General features: G+C 71.5%; 7 protein-coding genes and 1 pseudogene. 2 read left to right on the forward strand and 6 right to left on the reverse strand.

The genetic code is table 11. From position 1 onward, the window contains the following. The first annotated feature begins 149 nt into the window (after positions 1-149). A complete protein-coding gene (locus tag ACFWJW_RS11475) occupies positions 150-1,775 on the forward strand; it encodes a flavin monoamine oxidase family protein (protein WP_387238145.1) in 1,626 nt (541 codons plus the stop codon). A 72-nt stretch (positions 1,776-1,847) separates the two neighbouring features. On the opposite strand, the gene ACFWJW_RS11480 is transcribed toward ACFWJW_RS11475, so the two are convergent. Next, positions 1,848-2,609, reverse strand: a complete 762-nt coding sequence (locus ACFWJW_RS11480) for a thioesterase II family protein (protein WP_387238148.1) — start codon at positions 2,607-2,609, stop codon at positions 1,848-1,850. 263 nt (positions 2,610-2,872) lie between these two features. Then, complete coding sequence (locus ACFWJW_RS11485) at positions 2,873-3,655, reverse strand: DUF3159 domain-containing protein (RefSeq protein ID WP_387238151.1); 783 nt, start codon at positions 3,653-3,655, stop codon at positions 2,873-2,875. 553 nt (positions 3,656-4,208) lie between these two features. Between ACFWJW_RS11485 and ACFWJW_RS11490 the strand changes: the two genes are divergently transcribed. Then, complete coding sequence (locus tag ACFWJW_RS11490; protein WP_387238153.1) at positions 4,209-5,498, forward strand: cytochrome P450; 1,290 nt, start codon at positions 4,209-4,211, stop codon at positions 5,496-5,498. Between the two features lie 86 nt (positions 5,499-5,584). Here the strand turns inward: ACFWJW_RS11490 and ACFWJW_RS11495 are convergent. The 4 genes and pseudogenes from ACFWJW_RS11495 to ACFWJW_RS11510 form a co-directional block, all read right to left on the reverse strand. Next, a pseudogene (locus ACFWJW_RS11495) lies at positions 5,585-11,362 on the reverse strand (type I polyketide synthase); the annotation flags it as partial. Between the two features lie 29 nt (positions 11,363-11,391). Continuing rightward, positions 11,392-12,294, reverse strand: a complete 903-nt coding sequence (locus ACFWJW_RS11500; protein ID WP_387238156.1) for an FG-GAP repeat domain-containing protein — start codon at positions 12,292-12,294, stop codon at positions 11,392-11,394. Between the two features lie 56 nt (positions 12,295-12,350). Then, on the reverse strand, positions 12,351-15,446 hold the full coding sequence (locus ACFWJW_RS11505; protein ID WP_387238159.1) for an amino acid adenylation domain-containing protein: 3,096 nt from the start codon (positions 15,444-15,446) through the stop codon (positions 12,351-12,353). Positions 15,447-15,482: 36 nt separating this feature from the next. Continuing rightward, entirely contained in the window at positions 15,483-16,268 is a 786-nt protein-coding gene (locus ACFWJW_RS11510; RefSeq protein ID WP_387238162.1) for a hypothetical protein, read from the reverse strand. Positions 16,269-16,452 lie beyond the last annotated feature (184 nt).

The raw sequence follows: 16,452 nt of genomic DNA on the forward strand, positions 1-16,452 counted from the left end.
GAATACCGGTGGCCCACGGGGAACTTCGTACGGCGCGTGCCGGCTCTCTTCTTTGCGGGAACGCCGACCCGAGTGGTATCGGGATCCGCTCCGACCGCGACCGATCGAGAGGTTGCCTCATGACCTTGGCCAGTTCGGAACGAGTGACCATGTTCGTGCCGGATTTCCCTTTCGCCTATGACGACTGGCTGCGACATCCGGCCGGGCTCGGCACCGTACCCCGGCACCGGCACGGCACTCCGGTGGCGGTGATCGGCGGCGGGATGTCCGGGATGACGGCGGCCTATGAGCTGATGCGGCTCGGGCTGCGGCCGGTGGTGTACGAGGCCGAGCAGCTGGGCGGGCGGATGCGCTCGGTGCCGTTCCCGGAATATCCCGCGTTACGGGCCGAGATGGGCGCGATGCGCTTTCCGCTGTCGGCGACCACGCTGTTCCATTACATCGACGCACTCGGGCTGCGTACCTCGCCGTTCCCCAATCCGCTGGCGTCCTGCACCCCTGCCACTCTGGTGAACCTGGAGGGACGCACGCATCGTGCGCGGTCGGCGGCCGATCTGCCCTCGGAGTTCCAGGAAGTGGCCGATGCCTGGGCCAAGGCGTTGCAGGACCGCGCCGAACTCTCCAGCTTGCAGGACGCGATCCGCCGCCGCGATATACCCGTACTGAAGGCGATTTGGAATCAGCTGGTCAAGGAGTACGACGACCAGTCCTTCTATGGTTTTCTCGCCACCAGTCCGGCCTTCGCGTCCTTCCGGCACCGGGAGATCTTCGGGCAGGTCGGATTCGGTACCGGTGGCTGGGACACGGACTTCCCGAATTCCATCATCGAGATCCTCCGTGTCGTGTGCACCGCGGCGGACGACGACCAGATGACGATCGAGGGCGGCGCCCAGCAAGTGCCCCGTGGGCTGTGGACGCTTCGGCCCGACCGGCTCGCGCACTGGCCGGCCGGCACCTCGCTGGCCGGTCTGCACGGGGGCGCGCCGCGGCCCGCGGCCGTGGGCATCCGGCGCGATGCCGAGGGCTATACGGTGACGGACGCCGACGGGCGCCGGGACCGGTATCCGGCCGTGGTGTTCAGCCCGCACGTCTGGGCCCTGCTCAATCATGTGGACAGCGATCCGGAGCTGCTCCCGGCCGGCCTGTGGAGCGCCGTCGAGCGCACCCACTACATGGGTTCCTCCAAGGTGTTCGTGCTGACGGACCGGCCGTTCTGGCTGGACACCGATCCGGACACCGGCCGGATGGCGATGGGTATGACCCTCACGGACCGGATGCCGCGCAGTGTCTACCTCTTCGACTCGGGCCCGGACCGGCCGGGTGTGATGTGCCTGTCCTACACCTGGAACGATGACTCGCTGAAGTTCGCCACCTTGTCGGCGGAGCAGCGGCTGGAGCTGCTGCTGACCAAACTGGGCGAGATCTATCCCGGGGTGGACATCCGCTCGCACGTCATCAGCGCACCGCTGGCGATCACCTGGGAGACCGAGCCGCGGTTCATGGGTGCCTTCAAGGCCAACCTGCCCGGTCACTACCGCTACCAGCGCCGGCTGTTCAGCCACTTCATGCAGCACGAGCTCGCTCCGCGGCATCGCGGCTTCTTCCTGTGCGGGGACGACATCTCCTGGACCGGCGGGTTCGCCGAGGGTGCCGTGACCACGGCGCTGAACGCGGTCTGGGGCGTGGTCAACCACCTCGGCGGCAGCACGGATCCGGAGAACCCCGGCCCCGGCGATGTCTTCCACGAGATCGCGCCGGTGCGGCTCCCGGAGTGAGCGTGCGGGTTCTTCGGGCCGCGTGCGCAGGGCCTGCACCGGGCGGTGCAGGCCCTCGTCATATCTCTGCGGTCAGACGGTCCCGGAAGTCGCCGACACCGCCTGGGAGATGGCGTCGATGATGCGGGGTGCCTGGGCGTTCAGGTAGAAGTGCCCGCCGGGGTAGGTCTGCAACTCGAAGCGGCCCACGGTGTGGTCGGCCCAGGAACGGGCCTCATCGACGCTCACCTTCGGGTCGCTTTCCCCGATCATGGCGTAGACGGGGCAGTTGAGCGGCGGCCCCGGCTGATAGCGGTAGGTCTCCGCGGCCCGGTAGTCGCTGCGGATCGCGGGCAGCACCGCGCGGAGCATCTCCTCGTCGTCCAGCGTCTGGGACTCGGTGCCGTTGAGCGCCTTGATCTCCCGGACCAGTGCGGCGTCGTCGTACTGGTGCGCCGTCTCCTCGCGGTGCCGGGACGGTGCCCGGCGGCCGGAGGCGAACAGCGCCTGGAGGGTGATGTCGCGCTGTTCGAGACGGAGCGCCACCTCGAAGGCGAGGGTGGCTCCCATGCTGTGTCCGAAGATGGCCAGCGGCCGGTCGGTCCAGGGCAGCAGCCGCTCGGTCACCTCGTCGGCGAGGTCCGCGATGTTGTCCAGGCAGGGCTCGGTCCGGCGGTCCTGACGGCCGGGGTACTGCACTGCCAGCACATCGATCGCCGGGGCGAGCGCCCTGGACACCGGGAAATAGAAACTGGCCGAGCCGCCGGCGTGGGGCAGGCAGACCAGCCTGGTCGCCGCCTCCGGCGCGGGATGGAACCGTCGGATCCACAGATCCTCATCGGCGTGCGCGTTCACGTGTGCGTCCCCTCAGATTTCCGTACGGGTGAAACCCCTCGCACGACAGTGCTTGCCGGCCGTGCCGTCGGCAACCCCTAACCCTCCGTGGACGCCCCTACGGGACGGGCGCAGAAACCACGATTTCCGGTCCGCGACAACGGACCGGAAATCGTGGCGGTGTCATACCCCTGGCAGCGACGTTCGCGAACCGTCACCGACACGGGGGAGGGGCATTCACCGGAGGGTCGCCTCGCCCACTGTGCTGCATGGGCTCGGCGTCGCTATTTTCCGCGGCTTTTGGTGGTCTCCGTATCCGCCGGGCCGCTCTCCTCGGATTCCTCCTGCTGCTTGGGATCCTTGTAATTCGGGTCGTGGAGTTTGCGCCGCCCGTCCACCTTGCGGACCGCCCAAATACTCGTCATGACGGCGAAGAAGGTCAGCGGCCAGCCCATGACGAGCCGTGCGATGCCGAGCCAGGTGGTCTCGTCCATGTTGTAGAGCCACCGCTCCACCGCGAAGCGGGAGAAGCTCAGGAACGACCAGAGCAGCGTCGCCAGGTCGTAGTAGAACAGCGACTTGCGGTCCTTGCGCCAGAACGTGCCCTGGAGGTTGGCCGCCGACCAGACCTGGCCGATCAGGGGCCGGCGCACCAGGACGGACAGCAGCAGAATGCTCCCGATGCCGACGGTGATCCAGTTGCCCAGCAGGTAGTAGCCCTTGGCCTCGCCGACGAACACGGCGACGCCGGAGGTGATGAGGACGGTGCCGAGCCCGACGAACGCGGCGGCCAGCTTCTCCTTGCGCAGCAGCTGGAAGATGCCCACCAGGACCGCGGTGCCGATGGAGGCCCAGATCGCCGGCCACATGCTGGTCAGCGCATTGACCACGATGTAGGTGATGACCGGCAGGATGGTCAGGATCGTGCCGTAGACCCCGCCGATGTACTCCCAGGCGTAGGCCAGCTGGTCCTGGAAGTTCTCCGGGACCTTCTTCGGCTCGTCCTTGGCGGCCTCCTCGGGTGCGTCGGTCACGGACGAGGAGTGCGACTCGGCCGAGTGCTTCACGTCTCCCCCAGGTGAGAGTTTCCGGCCTTGGCTCGGTGGCGCGTATGCGGCCTGGTCACATCGGTGTCGTGCACGGTTCGTTCTCCCCACGAGGCTCTGCAACATGTCCCATGGTGGCCGGAGACGATCCCTCGGACATCCCAGCTAGGTCCCAAGAAAGGGTGGAGGTAGCTCTACCCCCCCGTCCGTCTGGCGGGCCGCCGGAGGTGCCCGGGGCGGTCGTTTCGCCCAGCGTCGGGGCACGGCCGCGTACGCCCGGACGATTCACCGCATAGCGCCGGACCGTTCCACCCGGGCCCGGCGAGTTGAGCAGGCGTTTTATGCTGCGCGCCGGACAATTCTCCGAATATTCATCCGCCGCCGAATTGGCGCCCGATTTGGGTAATGCGAGGGCATTTCTTCGCCCGCCCTTAGCTGCGCCGCGGGACGCCTGACGGGCAATAGCGAACACCTTCACAAATGCCTGGCAAAAACTTTGGGATCTTGACTCCGCTACCTGTCGCCAATAAGTTCCTGGCCTGTCACTTGGCAATTACCTTGAGGGGAGCATTCCATGACGGAGATTGACAGCAACGGGTCGGTGCGGGAATTGCGCTTCCCCATGGCCCGGCGCTGCCCCTTCGCCCCGCCACCGGAGTACGAAAGGCTGCGCGCGGACTCCCCGCTGGTGCGGGTACAGCTGCCGCACGGCGGTACCGCGTGGGTGGTGACCCGGCATGCCGAGGCCCAGCAGCTGCTGACCGATCCCCGGGTCAGCTCGGATGCGAACCGGCCGGGCTTCCCCAGCGTCCGGCCGCCCCAGGAGCCGCCGGCCGACGAGGGCACGGACGACGCGGAACCGCTCACCGCCGAGCAGCTCACCGAGCTGGCGGAGATCGCCCAGTTCCACGAGGGCCAGTTCATCAACCTGGATCCGCCCCGGCACGGTCACTACCGGCGCATGCTCATCTCCGAGTTCGGTGCGCGGCGGATGAACGAGCTGCGGCCGGAGGTCCAGCGCATCACCGACCGGCTGGTCGACGACATGCTGGCGAAGGGCTCCCCGGCGGACCTCGTGGAGGATCTGGGGCTGCCGCTCTCCTCGCTGGTCATCTGCCGGTTACTCGGCGTGCCGTACGAGGACCACGAGTACTTCCAGTCCGCGACCCGGACACTGGTCCAGCTGGACGCCGAGCCCGAGCAGCTCAAGGCGGCGATGGAGGGGCTCATCGACTTCCTCGACGAGCTGGTCAAGGCGGCCGTGCGGGAACCCGGCGACAACCTCATCGGCCGGCTGATCAACGAACAGGTCGGCAGCGGTGAGCTGACCCGGGCGGCACTGGTGGGCATGGCGTTCCTGCTGCTGACCGCCGGACACGAGGCGACCGCGAACATGCTTCCGCTGGGCATGCTGACTCTGCTGGAGCATCCGCGGCAGCTGGCCGAACTCCGCGCGAACCCCGCGCTGCTGCCCGGCGCGGTCGATGAGCTGCTGCGGTTCCACTCGGTGTCGGACTGGGCCGCCTTCGACCGGGTCGCCGTTGAGGACATCGAGATCGACGGCCGGAAAATCCTGGCCGGTGAGGGCATTTTCGTGCTGAGCGCGTCGGCCAACCGGGACGAGCGGGCGTTCGCGGACCCCGATAGGTTCGACATCCACCGCAAGGCCCGGCACCACATCGCCTTCGGATATGGGGTGCACCAGTGCATCGGGCAGAATCTGGCCCGCGCCGAGCTGGAGATCGGTCTGGGCACGCTGCTGCGGCGGATTCCCGAGCTGCGGCTCGACAAGCCGATGGATGAACTGCCCTTCAAATACCAGAACTTCGTCTTCGGACTGCACGCGATGCCGGTCCGCTGGTAGTAGCCGGTCCGCGCTGGTCGCCACTCCCCCGGCAGATCACCGGCCCCTGAGGGCCGGGGTCGGTGATCTGCCGGGGGATCTGGTCGCTACCGGCCGGCCTCCAGTTCGCTGTCGAGGATGTCGAAGAGTTCCTCGGCGGTGGCGGCCCCCAGGGCGGGCTCGTCCGGCCGCTCTTCGGGGCGATGCGTTTCGGTCCATGTGGTGAGCAGTCCGCGCAGCCGGGCCGCGACACCGGCGTACTCCTCGTCGTCCGGGGCGACGGCCGCCAGCTCCGCCTCCAGCCGGCGGATTCCGGCGAACACCGAGGCGGTCCGGTCCGCTTCGCTCTCGATGAGGCGACCGGCCAAGTGCTCCGCGACCGCCTCCGGCGTGGGGTGGTCGAAGACCAGCGTGGAGGACAGGGTCACCCCGGCGGCGGCGGTCAGCCGGTTGCGCAGTTCGACCGCGGCGAGCGAATCCAGGCCGAGTTCGAGGAAGCCCCGTCCGCCGGCCACCGCATCCGGGCGGTCGTAGCCGAGGACCTCGGCGACCTGCCCGCGGACCAGGTCCCGCAGGGTGCGGCGCTGCTCCTCGGCGGAGAGCGCCGCCAGCCGGGTGGCCAGGGATTCCGCGGCCGGAGCCGGTGCCTGGGCGTCGGCGGCAGGCCGGGAGGGCGCCCGGACCACCCCGGCCAGCAGCGCGGGGACGCCGCCGGGTCGGGCCCGCAGCACGGCCTGGTCGATCCGCAGCGGGACCAGGGTGGTCTCCGCGGTGGCGAGCGCGGCGTCGAACAGTGCCAGACCTTCGGCCGGGGCGAGCGGCGGGAAACCGGACCGGGTGGCCCGGCGCAGGCCGGCCTCGCCGAGCCGGCCGGCCATCCCGTCGGCCTCGTCCCACAGCGTCCAGGCCAGCGCGGTCGCCGGGCGGCCGGCGGCCCGACGGTGCCGGGCCAGCGCTTCGAGGAACAGGTTGGCGGCCGCGTAGTTCGCCTGCCCCGCCCCGTCGAGCAGGGTGGCGGTGGAGGAGAACAGCACGAACCGGGTGAGTTCCAGGTCCGCGGTCAGTTCGTGCAGCAGCCAGGCCGCGTCCGCCTTGGGCCGGAAGACGCCGTCGAAGCGCTGCGGGGTCAGCGAGGTGAGCACCCCGTCGTCGAGCACCCCGGCGGCGTGCACCACGGCGCGCAGCGGATGCGCGGCGGGGACCCCGGCGAGCAGCCCGGTCAGCGCCGCACGGTCGGAGACATCGCAGGCGGCGACGGTCACGGTGGCGCCGAGCGCGGTCAGCTCGGTACGCAGGTCCGCCGCGCCCGGTGCGTCCGGTCCCCGGCGGCTGACCAGCAGCAGGTGCCGCACCCCGTGCGCGCCGACGAGGTGCCGGGCGACGAGCGCGCCGAGCCCGCCGGTGCCGCCGGTGATCAGCACGGTGCCGTCCGGGTCCCAGTCCGCACCGGCGTCCGGTGGGGTGACCCGCGCCAGTCGTGGCAGGCGCAACTGGCCGTCCTTCAGCGCCAGTTGAGGCTCATGGGTGGCCAGCGCACCGGCCACGGCCGGGCCGGAGGCCGTCCAGGAATCCACGTCGAGCACCGTGATCCGGTCCGGGTGCTCGGCCTGCGCCGAGCGCACCAGGCCCCAGACCACCGAGGCGGCGAAGTCATCGCCCTCGGTCACCAGGGCGAGCCGGGAGCCGGCGAACCGCTCGTCGGCGAGCCAGGACCGCAGCAGCGCGAGGACGCGGTGTGCGGTGCGGCGGGCGGCCTCGGGCGGCGCGCCCTCGGCGGGGGCGCAGGGGACCACCAGGAGGTCCGGTACGTCCATGGCGGAGAGTTCGGTGTGACAGCGCAGGCGGACCCCGCCGGAGCGCAGCGCCCGGCCCAGGGGGCCGTCGCCGTCGCCCAGCAGCGCCCAGTCGCCGGCCGGTGTGCCCGGGGTGGCCACCGTGGTCCAGTCCGGCCGGAACAGCGACTGCGCCACCACGCCCTTCCGGGCCGCCGCGGTCTGTTCGGCGGCGACCGGCCGGGAGACCAGGGAGCGCACCGAGGCGACCGGGGCGCCCGTCGAGTCGGCGAGATCCAGGGCGACCGCGTGGTCCCCCGCGGCGGACAGCCGCACCCGCAGCGCCGGCGCGCCGACGGCCCGCAGGGTCACCCCGGACCAGGCGAACGGCACCCAGGGCCGTCCGTCCCGTGGCAGGAACTCCCCCAGGTCCAGGGCGTGCAGGGCCGCGTCGAGGAGCGCCGGGGACAGTGCGAAGTCCGCGCTGTCGGCCCCCTCGGGCAGGGCGACCTCGGCGAACACCTCCGCGCCACGGCGCCAGGCGGCGCGCAGGCCCTGGAACTCCGGGCCGTAGTCGTAGCCGCGCTGGGCCATCCCGTCGTACAGCCCGCCGAGATCGACCGGTGCGGCCCCGTCCGGCGGCCAGACCCGCAGGTCGGGGCCGTCGTGGTCCGGGGCGGTGGCGGTGAGCCGGCCGGTGGCGTGCCGGGTCCAGGGCACCTCGGCCGGATCGTCCTCGGCACGGGAGGACACCAGGACCCCGCGGTCGCCGTGTTCGTCCGGCGCGGCCACCTCGACCTGGAGCCGTACCGCACCGGTGTCCGGCAGCACCAGCGGGCTCTCCAGGGTCAGTTCGGCCAGGGCGGGGCAGTCGGCGCGGTCGCCGGCGTGCAGGGCGAGGTCGACGAAGGCGGTGCCCGGCAGGAGGACGGCGCCGTTGATGGCGTGGTCGGCCAGCCAGGGGTGGGAGCGCAGCGAGAGACGGCCGGTGTAGCGGCGGGTGTCGTCCTGTGCGGACTCGATCACCGCGCCGAGCAGCGGATGTCCGGCGTCGGCCTGGCCGAGTGCGGCCGCGTCCAGCTCCTGGTCCCCGGCGTCCAGCCAGAACCGCCGCCGCTGGAAGGCATAGGTGGGCAGGTCCACCGGGTGGCCGGAACCGCCGTGGAACGCGGCCCAGTTCACCTCCGCGCCGTGCGCCCAGGCACCGGCGAGGGCACCGGTGACTTCGCGGGTCTCCGCGCGGTCGCGGCGGAGCGTGGGCAGGAACACGGGCCGGTCCTCGCCGGGCACACAGTCCGGTGCCATCGCGGACAGCACCGCGTCCGGCCCCACTTCCAGGAAGGTGCGCACCCCGGTGTCGGCCAGCGCGCGGATGCCGTCGGCGAAGCGGACGGCGCCGCGTACGTGGTCCACCCAGTAGTCCGGTGCGCAGAGTTCCTCGCCGGTGGCGATCCGGCCGGTGAGGTTGGAGACCACCGGAATCTTCGGCGGCTTGTAGGACATCACCCGGGTCACCCAGCGGAAGCCGTCCAGCATCGGCTGCATCCGCGGGGAGTGGAAGGCGTGGCTCACCCGCAGGCGCTGGGTCTTGTGGCCGCGCGCGGCGAGGGTGGCGGCGATCTCGGTGACGGCGTCCTCGTCCCCGGAGAGCACCACCGAGGCGGGCCCGTTGACCGCGGCGAGGCCCACCCGCCCCTCGAATCGGCCGAGTTCGGCGGTGACCTGCTCCTCGGTGGCCCGTACGGACACCATCGCGCCACCGGCCGGGAGCTCCTGCATCAGCCGGCCACGGGCGGCGACCAGGGCGGCCGCGTCGGGCAGCGACCACACCCCGGCCACATAGGCGGCGGTGACCTCGCCGAGGGAGTGGCCCAGCAGGAAGTCCGGCCGCAGCCCCCAGGACGCCAGCAGCCGGAACAGCGCGGCCTCCAGGGCGAACAGCGCCGACTGGGCGTACACCGTCTCGTTCAGCAGGGCGGCCTCGGGACTCTCCGGTTCCGCCCACACCACGGCGCGCAACGGGCCGGGGAGATGGACGTCGAGCTCGGCGCAGATCTCGTCCCAGGCACGGGCGAACACCGGGTGGGCGGCGTACAGCTCGCGGCCCATCCCGAGCCGCTGGGCGCCCTGGCCGGTGAACAGCACGGCGACCGCGCCGGGCCCGGCCTGCCCTTGGCGGACCCCGGCGCCCGGCGTGCCGGCGGCCAGGGCGTCCAGGTGGTGGGTGAGTTCCGCCCGGTCGGCGGCGAGCAGCACCGCACGGTGTTCCAGCGGTGCCCGGGTGGTGCCCAGCGCGCGGCCGACGTCGGCGAGGGCCGGCTCGGGGTGCTCGTCGAGGAAGGACTTCAGCCGGGCGGCCTGTGCCCGCAGGGCGTCGGGAGTGCGCGCGGAGACCGGCAGCGCCAGGACCGGGGGGTGTGCGGTGGCGGGCGGCGGTGCGGGGGCGGGCGGGGCCTGTTCCAGGATGACGTGCGCGTTGGTGCCGCTGAAGCCGAACGAGGAGATGCCGGCCCGGCGCGGCCGGTCCGTGCGCGGCCAGGGCCGGGCCTCGGTGAGCAGTGCGGCCGTGCCCTGCGCCCAGTCGACATGCGGGGTGGGCTCGGTGACATGCAGGGTGCGCGGCAGCAGTTCCTGCCGCATCGCCATGATCATTTTGATGATTCCGGCGGCACCGGCGGCGGCTTGGGTGTGGCCCAGGTTGGATTTGACCGACCCCAGCCACAGCGGTTCGGTACGTCCGGTGCCATAGGCGGCGATCAGGGACTGGGCCTCGATCGGGTCGCCGAGCCTGGTGCCGGTGCCGTGCGCCTCCACCGCGTCGACCTGGTGCGGGTCCAGTCCGGCGGCGTCCAGGGCCTGGCGGATCACCCGCTGCTGGGAGGGGCCGTTGGGCGCCGTGAGGCCGTTGGAGGCGCCGTCGGAGTTGACCGCTGAGCCGCGGACCAGGGCGAGTACAGGATGCCCGGCGCGGCGGGCGTCGGAGAGCCGCTCCACGACCAGTACGCCGACGCCCTCGGACCAGCCGGTGCCGTCCGCGTCGGCCGAGAACGGCTTGCACCGGCCGTCCGGGGCGAGGCCGCGCTGCCGGGAGAAGGACAGGAAGGTGCCGGGCGCGGCCATGACGGCCACCCCGCCGGCCAGGGCCACCGAGCACTCCCCCTGCCGCAGTGCCTGGCAGGCCAGATGCAGCGCGACCAGGGAGCCCGAGCAGGCGGTGTCCACCGTCATCGTGGGGCCTTCCAGGCCCAGGGCGTAGGCGACCCGGCCGGCGATGACGCTGGTGGTGTTGCCGGTGGAAAGATAGCCCTCCAGCCCGCCGGCCCGGGTCAGCCTGGGCCCGTACTCCTGTGGCTCGGCCCCGAGGAAGACCCCGGCGCGGCTGCCGCGCAGCGCGGTCGGGTCGATTCCGGCCCGCTCCAGCGCCTCCCACGAGGTCTCCAGGACGAGCCGCTGCTGCGGGTCCATCGCCTGCGCCTCACGCGGGCCGATCCCGAAGAACTCCGCATCGAACTCCGCCGCGTCGCGGAGGAATCCGCCGCGGCGGACGTACGTCTTGCCCGGGGCGTCCGGGTCCGGGTCGTACAGGGTCTCCGGATCCCAGCCGCGGTCCTCGGGGAGCCCGGCGACGACCTCGCCGCCCTCGGCGACCAGCCGCCACAGCTGTTCGGGGCTGCCGATCCCGCCGGGGAAGCGGCAGCCGATCCCGACGATGGCGATCGGGTCCGCGTCGTCGGCCACACCCTGCTCCGGGGGCGCGGAGGTGGCTTCCGCGCCGTCCCCGTCGTCCCCGCCGTCCGCACCGAACAGTCCGGCGCGCAGCTGCCGGGCCAGCCGTACCGGGGTCGGATAGTCGAAGGCCACGGTGACCGGGAGCGGCAGTCCGGTGGCTCCCACCAGCCGGACATGCAGATCGGCCGCGGTGAGCGAGTCGAATCCGAGGTCGGTGAAGGGGCGGTCCGGGGCCAGGGTCCGCGGTGCGTCATCGGGCCGGACGCGGCGCAGCGCCCCGAGGGCGTGGTGGCACACCAGATCCAGCAGCGCCCGGTCCTGCTCGGGCCGGGACATCCCGTGCAACTTCTGGATCAGTGAGGGGTTTTCGTCGAGGGCATTCATACGCGGACTCCGACCGAAGGGCCTGGGGATCAGGTGAGCGTGTGGTACTCCGCGCAGTCCTGGAGGACGGCGACCGGGGGGTGGAAGGTGTTCATCGGCTTCTTCCGGTCGAACGTGCCGGAGTGCGCGTACGCCACCAGAACGCCGTCGCGCTGCCGGACGAGCAGATCGGGCTTGCCGTCCAGGTCGATATCGGTCACCGCCAGCGCGTCCTCCAGCGGGTTCCAGTCCGCGCCGAGGTTGCCGACGGTGTACCAGGTGCCCTGGCCGGCTCCGTCGCCGAGGAAGCCGTCCGGTCCGGGCGGGAATTCGTAGACGCACAGATCGCCGTTGTCGCGCAGGATCAGCAGATCGAGCCGGCCGGTGCCGGTCACATCGGCCATGCCGAAGGGGAAGTCGGTGGGCTCGGTGACGGTCAGCCGCTGCGGCGTCTTGTCGAAGGTGTCGTTCTCCACCACGTCGCCGGTGTTGCGGAACCAGTCCACATGGCCGAGTTCGCTCTCCCGGCCGAAGGTGTCGTCCTTGCCGTCCCCGCTGACGTCGGCGACGCCGATGCTCTCCCAGATACGGCCGTCGTCGCGACGGCCGGACATCCGGACCGGCTCGCTGAGGGTGTTGAGGCCGTTGAGGCCGCCCTTGTTCTCGTAGAGGTAGACCCCGTGCGGATGCTCGGTGTTGACCGATTCCTCGCTGCCGGCGAGCACACTGGCCAGGCCGTTGCCGCGGATGTCGATGGTCCGGATGATGAGGTGCTTCTCCCAGCTGAAGTCCGTACCGATCGTCACCGGGTCGAGGAAGGTGCGGGTGCCGTCGAACTTTCCGCTGTGCGGGAAGACCAGCAGTTCACCGTTGGTGTCGTGGCGAACGAGCAGATCCCGCTTCCCGTCGCCGTTGAAGGATTTGCAATGGCCGTTCATGATCATCGCCGGCATGTCTCAACTCTCCTCGGTCAGCCGTTCTTGTGCGTGCTGGCGCGGGTACCTGGGGGTCAGTCGGTACCGGGATCCACCCCGTGGGACCGCAGGAACGCGGCGAGGCCCAGCGGGGTGGGCAGGGCGAAGAACTCGGCGAGGCGGACCTCAGCTCCGAAGGACTCCTGGATGCGCTGCACCAGCAGGGCGGCGAGCAGGGAATGCCCGCCCAGGACGAAGAAGTTCGCGTCGGCGGTGACGTCCTCCCGGCCGAGCAGCTCACGGAACAGCGTGAGCAGCGCGTCGACCAGGGCATCCTCGTGGTGTTCCGCCGCCGCGCCATGGCCGGCCGCGGCGCGACGGGCGATGGCCAGCCGGGTGAGGTGCGGGTAGTCCACCTTCTCGTTGGCGTTGGTGGGGAGTTCATCGGTGAGCACGAAGTCGTGCGGCACCGCGGACGAGGGCAGCTTCGCCCTGGCGTGTTCCCACAGCCGCTCGGCGAGGCCCTCGGCGGGGTGGGCCACCACGAAGGCCACCAGCACGGCGTCCGCGCTGAGATCGCCGACGGTGACCACGGCGGCGTCCGTCACCTCGGGGTACTCCCGCAACACCGCCTCGATTTCCGCGAGTTCCAGGCGGTTGCCGCGGAGTTTGATCTGTCGGTCCACCCGGCCGAGCACCTCCAGTGTTCCGTTGTCCCGCCAGCGGGCCAGGTCCCCGGTGCGGTAGAAGCGCCCGTACTCGGGGTGCTCGCCGAACCGTTCGGCGGTGAGTTCCGGGCGGTCGTGGTAGCCGATCGCGACTCCGGCGCCCGCGAGGCACAGTTCGCCGTGCACGCCGAGCGGGAGTTCCCGGCCGGCCGGATCCAGGACGAAGGCGGTGGTGTTCCGCAGCGGGGTGCCGGCGTGCACCGCCCCGTCCCCGGCGTCGAGCCGGCCCGCGGTGGACCAGATGGTGGTCTCGGTGGGGCCGTAGACATTGCGGACCTCAGCGGCGGTCTCCAGCAGTCGCGCCGCCAGGTCGGCGGGGAGCGCCTCGCCGCCGCACAGCACCCGCCGGCCGGCCAGGTGGTCGCCCACCTGATCGAGCACCGTCCGCCAGGTAGTGGGGGTGGCCTGCACGATGCCCACGTCGTGCCGGATCAGCAGGTCCCTGAGCACGCCGCCGTTCACCCGGGCCTCGTCGGGGGCGACGGCCAGCCGTCCGCCGGAGGCCAGCGGGAGGAACAGCTCCAGCGCGGAGATGTCGAAGGCGAAGGTGGTCATCCAGAGCGTGGTGTCGCCGGGGCCGGGCGCGAGCTCGTCGAGGAAGTGTTGGACGAGATTGGCCAGGTTGCCGTGCGCGACCTTGGTGCCCTTGGGGCGGCCGGTGGAACCGGAGGTGTAGATGAGATAGGCGCAGGAGACGGGGTCGGGGTCCGCCGGGAGGACGGCGGGCCCGCCCTCCGCGGCGCGGAGACCGGCCATGTCCAGGCGGGGGGTGCCGTCGGGCAGGGTGACCGTGTCACCGGCCAGTACGGCACGGGCGCCGGAATCCGAGAGCTGGTAGGCGATCCGGTCCGCGGGATGGTCGGGGTCGACCGGCAGGTAGGCGCCGCCGGCCAGCCACACGCCCAGGGCCGCGGCGGCGAGTTCGGGGCCACGGCGAGCGGCCACGGCGACCACATCGCCCTCGGCCACCCCGGAGGCGCTCAGCAGCGCCCGGGTGTCCACGGCCGCCTGCCACAGCTCGGCGTAGGTCACGTTGCGGTCGCCGTGCGCGACGGCGACCGCCTCCGGGGCGGCGGCCGCCCGTTCGGCGACGGTGCGCAGCACGGACGGGGTCGGTGCGTCGGTGGCGGTGCGGTTGGCCGCGGCGATGACCGTACGGTCCCGCTCCGACCAGGAGGACAGTTCGCCGACGGGCCGGTCCGGTTCGGCGCCGACCGCGACCAGCAGCGCGTCATAGCGCTGGAGAAGGAGTGCGACATCGGCCCGGCGGTGGGACTCCACCCCGTACAGCGCCTCGACGGTGATGCGGTCCGGCTCCGAGAGGATGTCGAATTCGAGGTTCATCCGGCTGTAGCCGTTGCGGACCATCAGGGCCCGCGCCGGAAGGCCGCCGATGGTCGTCTCCGCGGAGAGCCCGCCCGGCAGGTAGTTGAACATATGCCGGAACAGCGTGGTGCTCCATGCGGAGTTGACCCGCGGGATCTCCGGCAGCAGCAGGTCCACATGCACATCGACATGGGAGACCGCCTCCAGGAACACGTCCCGGGCCTGCCGCACCAGGGCGCGGAAGCTCTGCGCCGGGTCGGTCCGGACGCGCAGCGCCAGGATGTTCACGTAGTAGCCGATGGCGCCGGCGGCCTGCTGCCCGCGGATGTCCGCGGGCGAGCCGATCACGATGTCCGGCCCGGCGCCGTGCTGGGCGAGCAGCAGATAGTAGGCGGCGAGCAGGATGACGGGTTCGGAGGCCCGCAGTTCCCTGCGCAGCCGGCGGACGACGTCCCGGGCCCCGTCGGAGAGGTCGTGCGCGACGGTGGCCCCCTTCAAGGTGGTCTCCGCGCTCCCCTGCCGGTCCATCCACAGATCCAGCGCGCCGGCGTCGAAGCCGCTCAGATGGTCGCGCCAGAACTGGAAGCTCTCCGGGCGGGGTTCGTCGGCGGCGACCGCCGCGACCGGCACGATCGCCTCGCCGGAGAGATCCTTCCCGGCGAGGACCGCGTCGTAGAGCCGGGTCAGCTCACCCATCACGATCTGCGCGGACGCCACATCGAACACCAGGTGGTGGGCCACGACGCAGAGCACATCGCCCTCGGGCGCCTCGACCTGGCAGATCCGCAGCATGGGCCGGCCGTTGAACTTGAACGGGCGGGCGGCGAGCGCGGTGAGATCGTCCGCCAGCCCGTCCGCCGTCGACCGGCTCACCTCGATGTCGACCGTGGCGTCCGCCGGGGCCAGGATCGCCTTGCGCAGCCCGGCGCCCTCGTCATGGAAGACGGTGCGCAGCACCTCGTGCTTGCGCAGGAGCCGGGCGGCGGCCTCGCGCAGGGCCGTGGTCCGCAGCCGGCCCGCCACCTGGATGGCGGCCGGGATGTTGTTCACCCCGCTGTCCGGGACCAGCTTGTCGAGCAGCCACAACGCCTCCTCTTTCTGACTGGCCCGGGAGAGGGGCGTGCTCATGGGCTGCATGCGCGAGTTCCTTTCGACGTGCTGGGGTGCGGTCGGTCAGCTCAGCAGACCGGTGACCGTGGTGGCGACGTCGGGCGTGCGCAACAGATCGGCGTGCTCGACGGGGAAGCGGATCTCCTTGGCCACCCGGGCGGCCCGGTCGGCTTCGGACAGCGGGTTGAGGCCACTGGTGGGGGTCGCGGAGGTCATCGCGGTCAGCGACTTCCAGCCGGCCGTCGGGTCGAGGTCGCTGCCCCGCACGAAGAAGTGCAGGAACAGGCCGAAGGTGGCGACGAATTCCTCGCTGCGCTTGGCGTCCAGGCCCACCCGCGCGAAGGCCGGGCCGCCGACCTCCCGGAAGATCTCCAGCAGCCGCTCACCGAACTGCTTGATGTCGCCCTCGTCGGTCAGCGCCTGCCCCGCGGCCTGCTGGGCGTGCGCGATCTCCGCCGGCGTGAGCAGCCCGGACATCCCCTCCATGGTGGTCAGGAAGTGGTGACAGACCACATCACGCCGGGGCAGCTCGGGGTCGAAGCCGACGAGGACGGGCGTCTCGCCCTGGCTGCGCCCGATGCGCTCGGCCAGCGCCGCCGCGTACACCGCTCCGACGCAGTAGCCCATGACGGCCCGGACCGGCCGGCCCTCCCGGAGCACATCCGCCGCCCAGCGTTCGACGTAGTCGGCGCCGGTCATTCCGGCGTCCTCCTCCGGGGCGGGCGGGAGTGTCTCCCAGAGCGAGAATTGCGGATTGGCAAGCGCGACGAAATCCGGAAAACCTGCCTGCGGCCTTCCGGTCACCGCGAAATCGACCGCGAGTACCAGATCCTTTCCGTCCGAAGTCAACGATTTCCACGAGCCAGGAACTGCCATGTGGATTCACTCTCCGAGCTGAGCGTGTCGGTGCACGCAGCGTATGGGCCGTCCCGGGAGACGGAACACCCCTAAGGAACCCCTTAAAGGGGGTGTCTCTCCGATCTCCGTGGGCCTGCGACGCCTGGCACCGCACCTCGCGGCGTTGTCGCATCAC

It is taken from the genome of Streptomyces sp. NPDC127097 (genome assembly GCF_042724075.1).
Classification (GTDB): domain Bacteria; phylum Actinomycetota; class Actinomycetes; order Streptomycetales; family Streptomycetaceae; genus Streptomyces.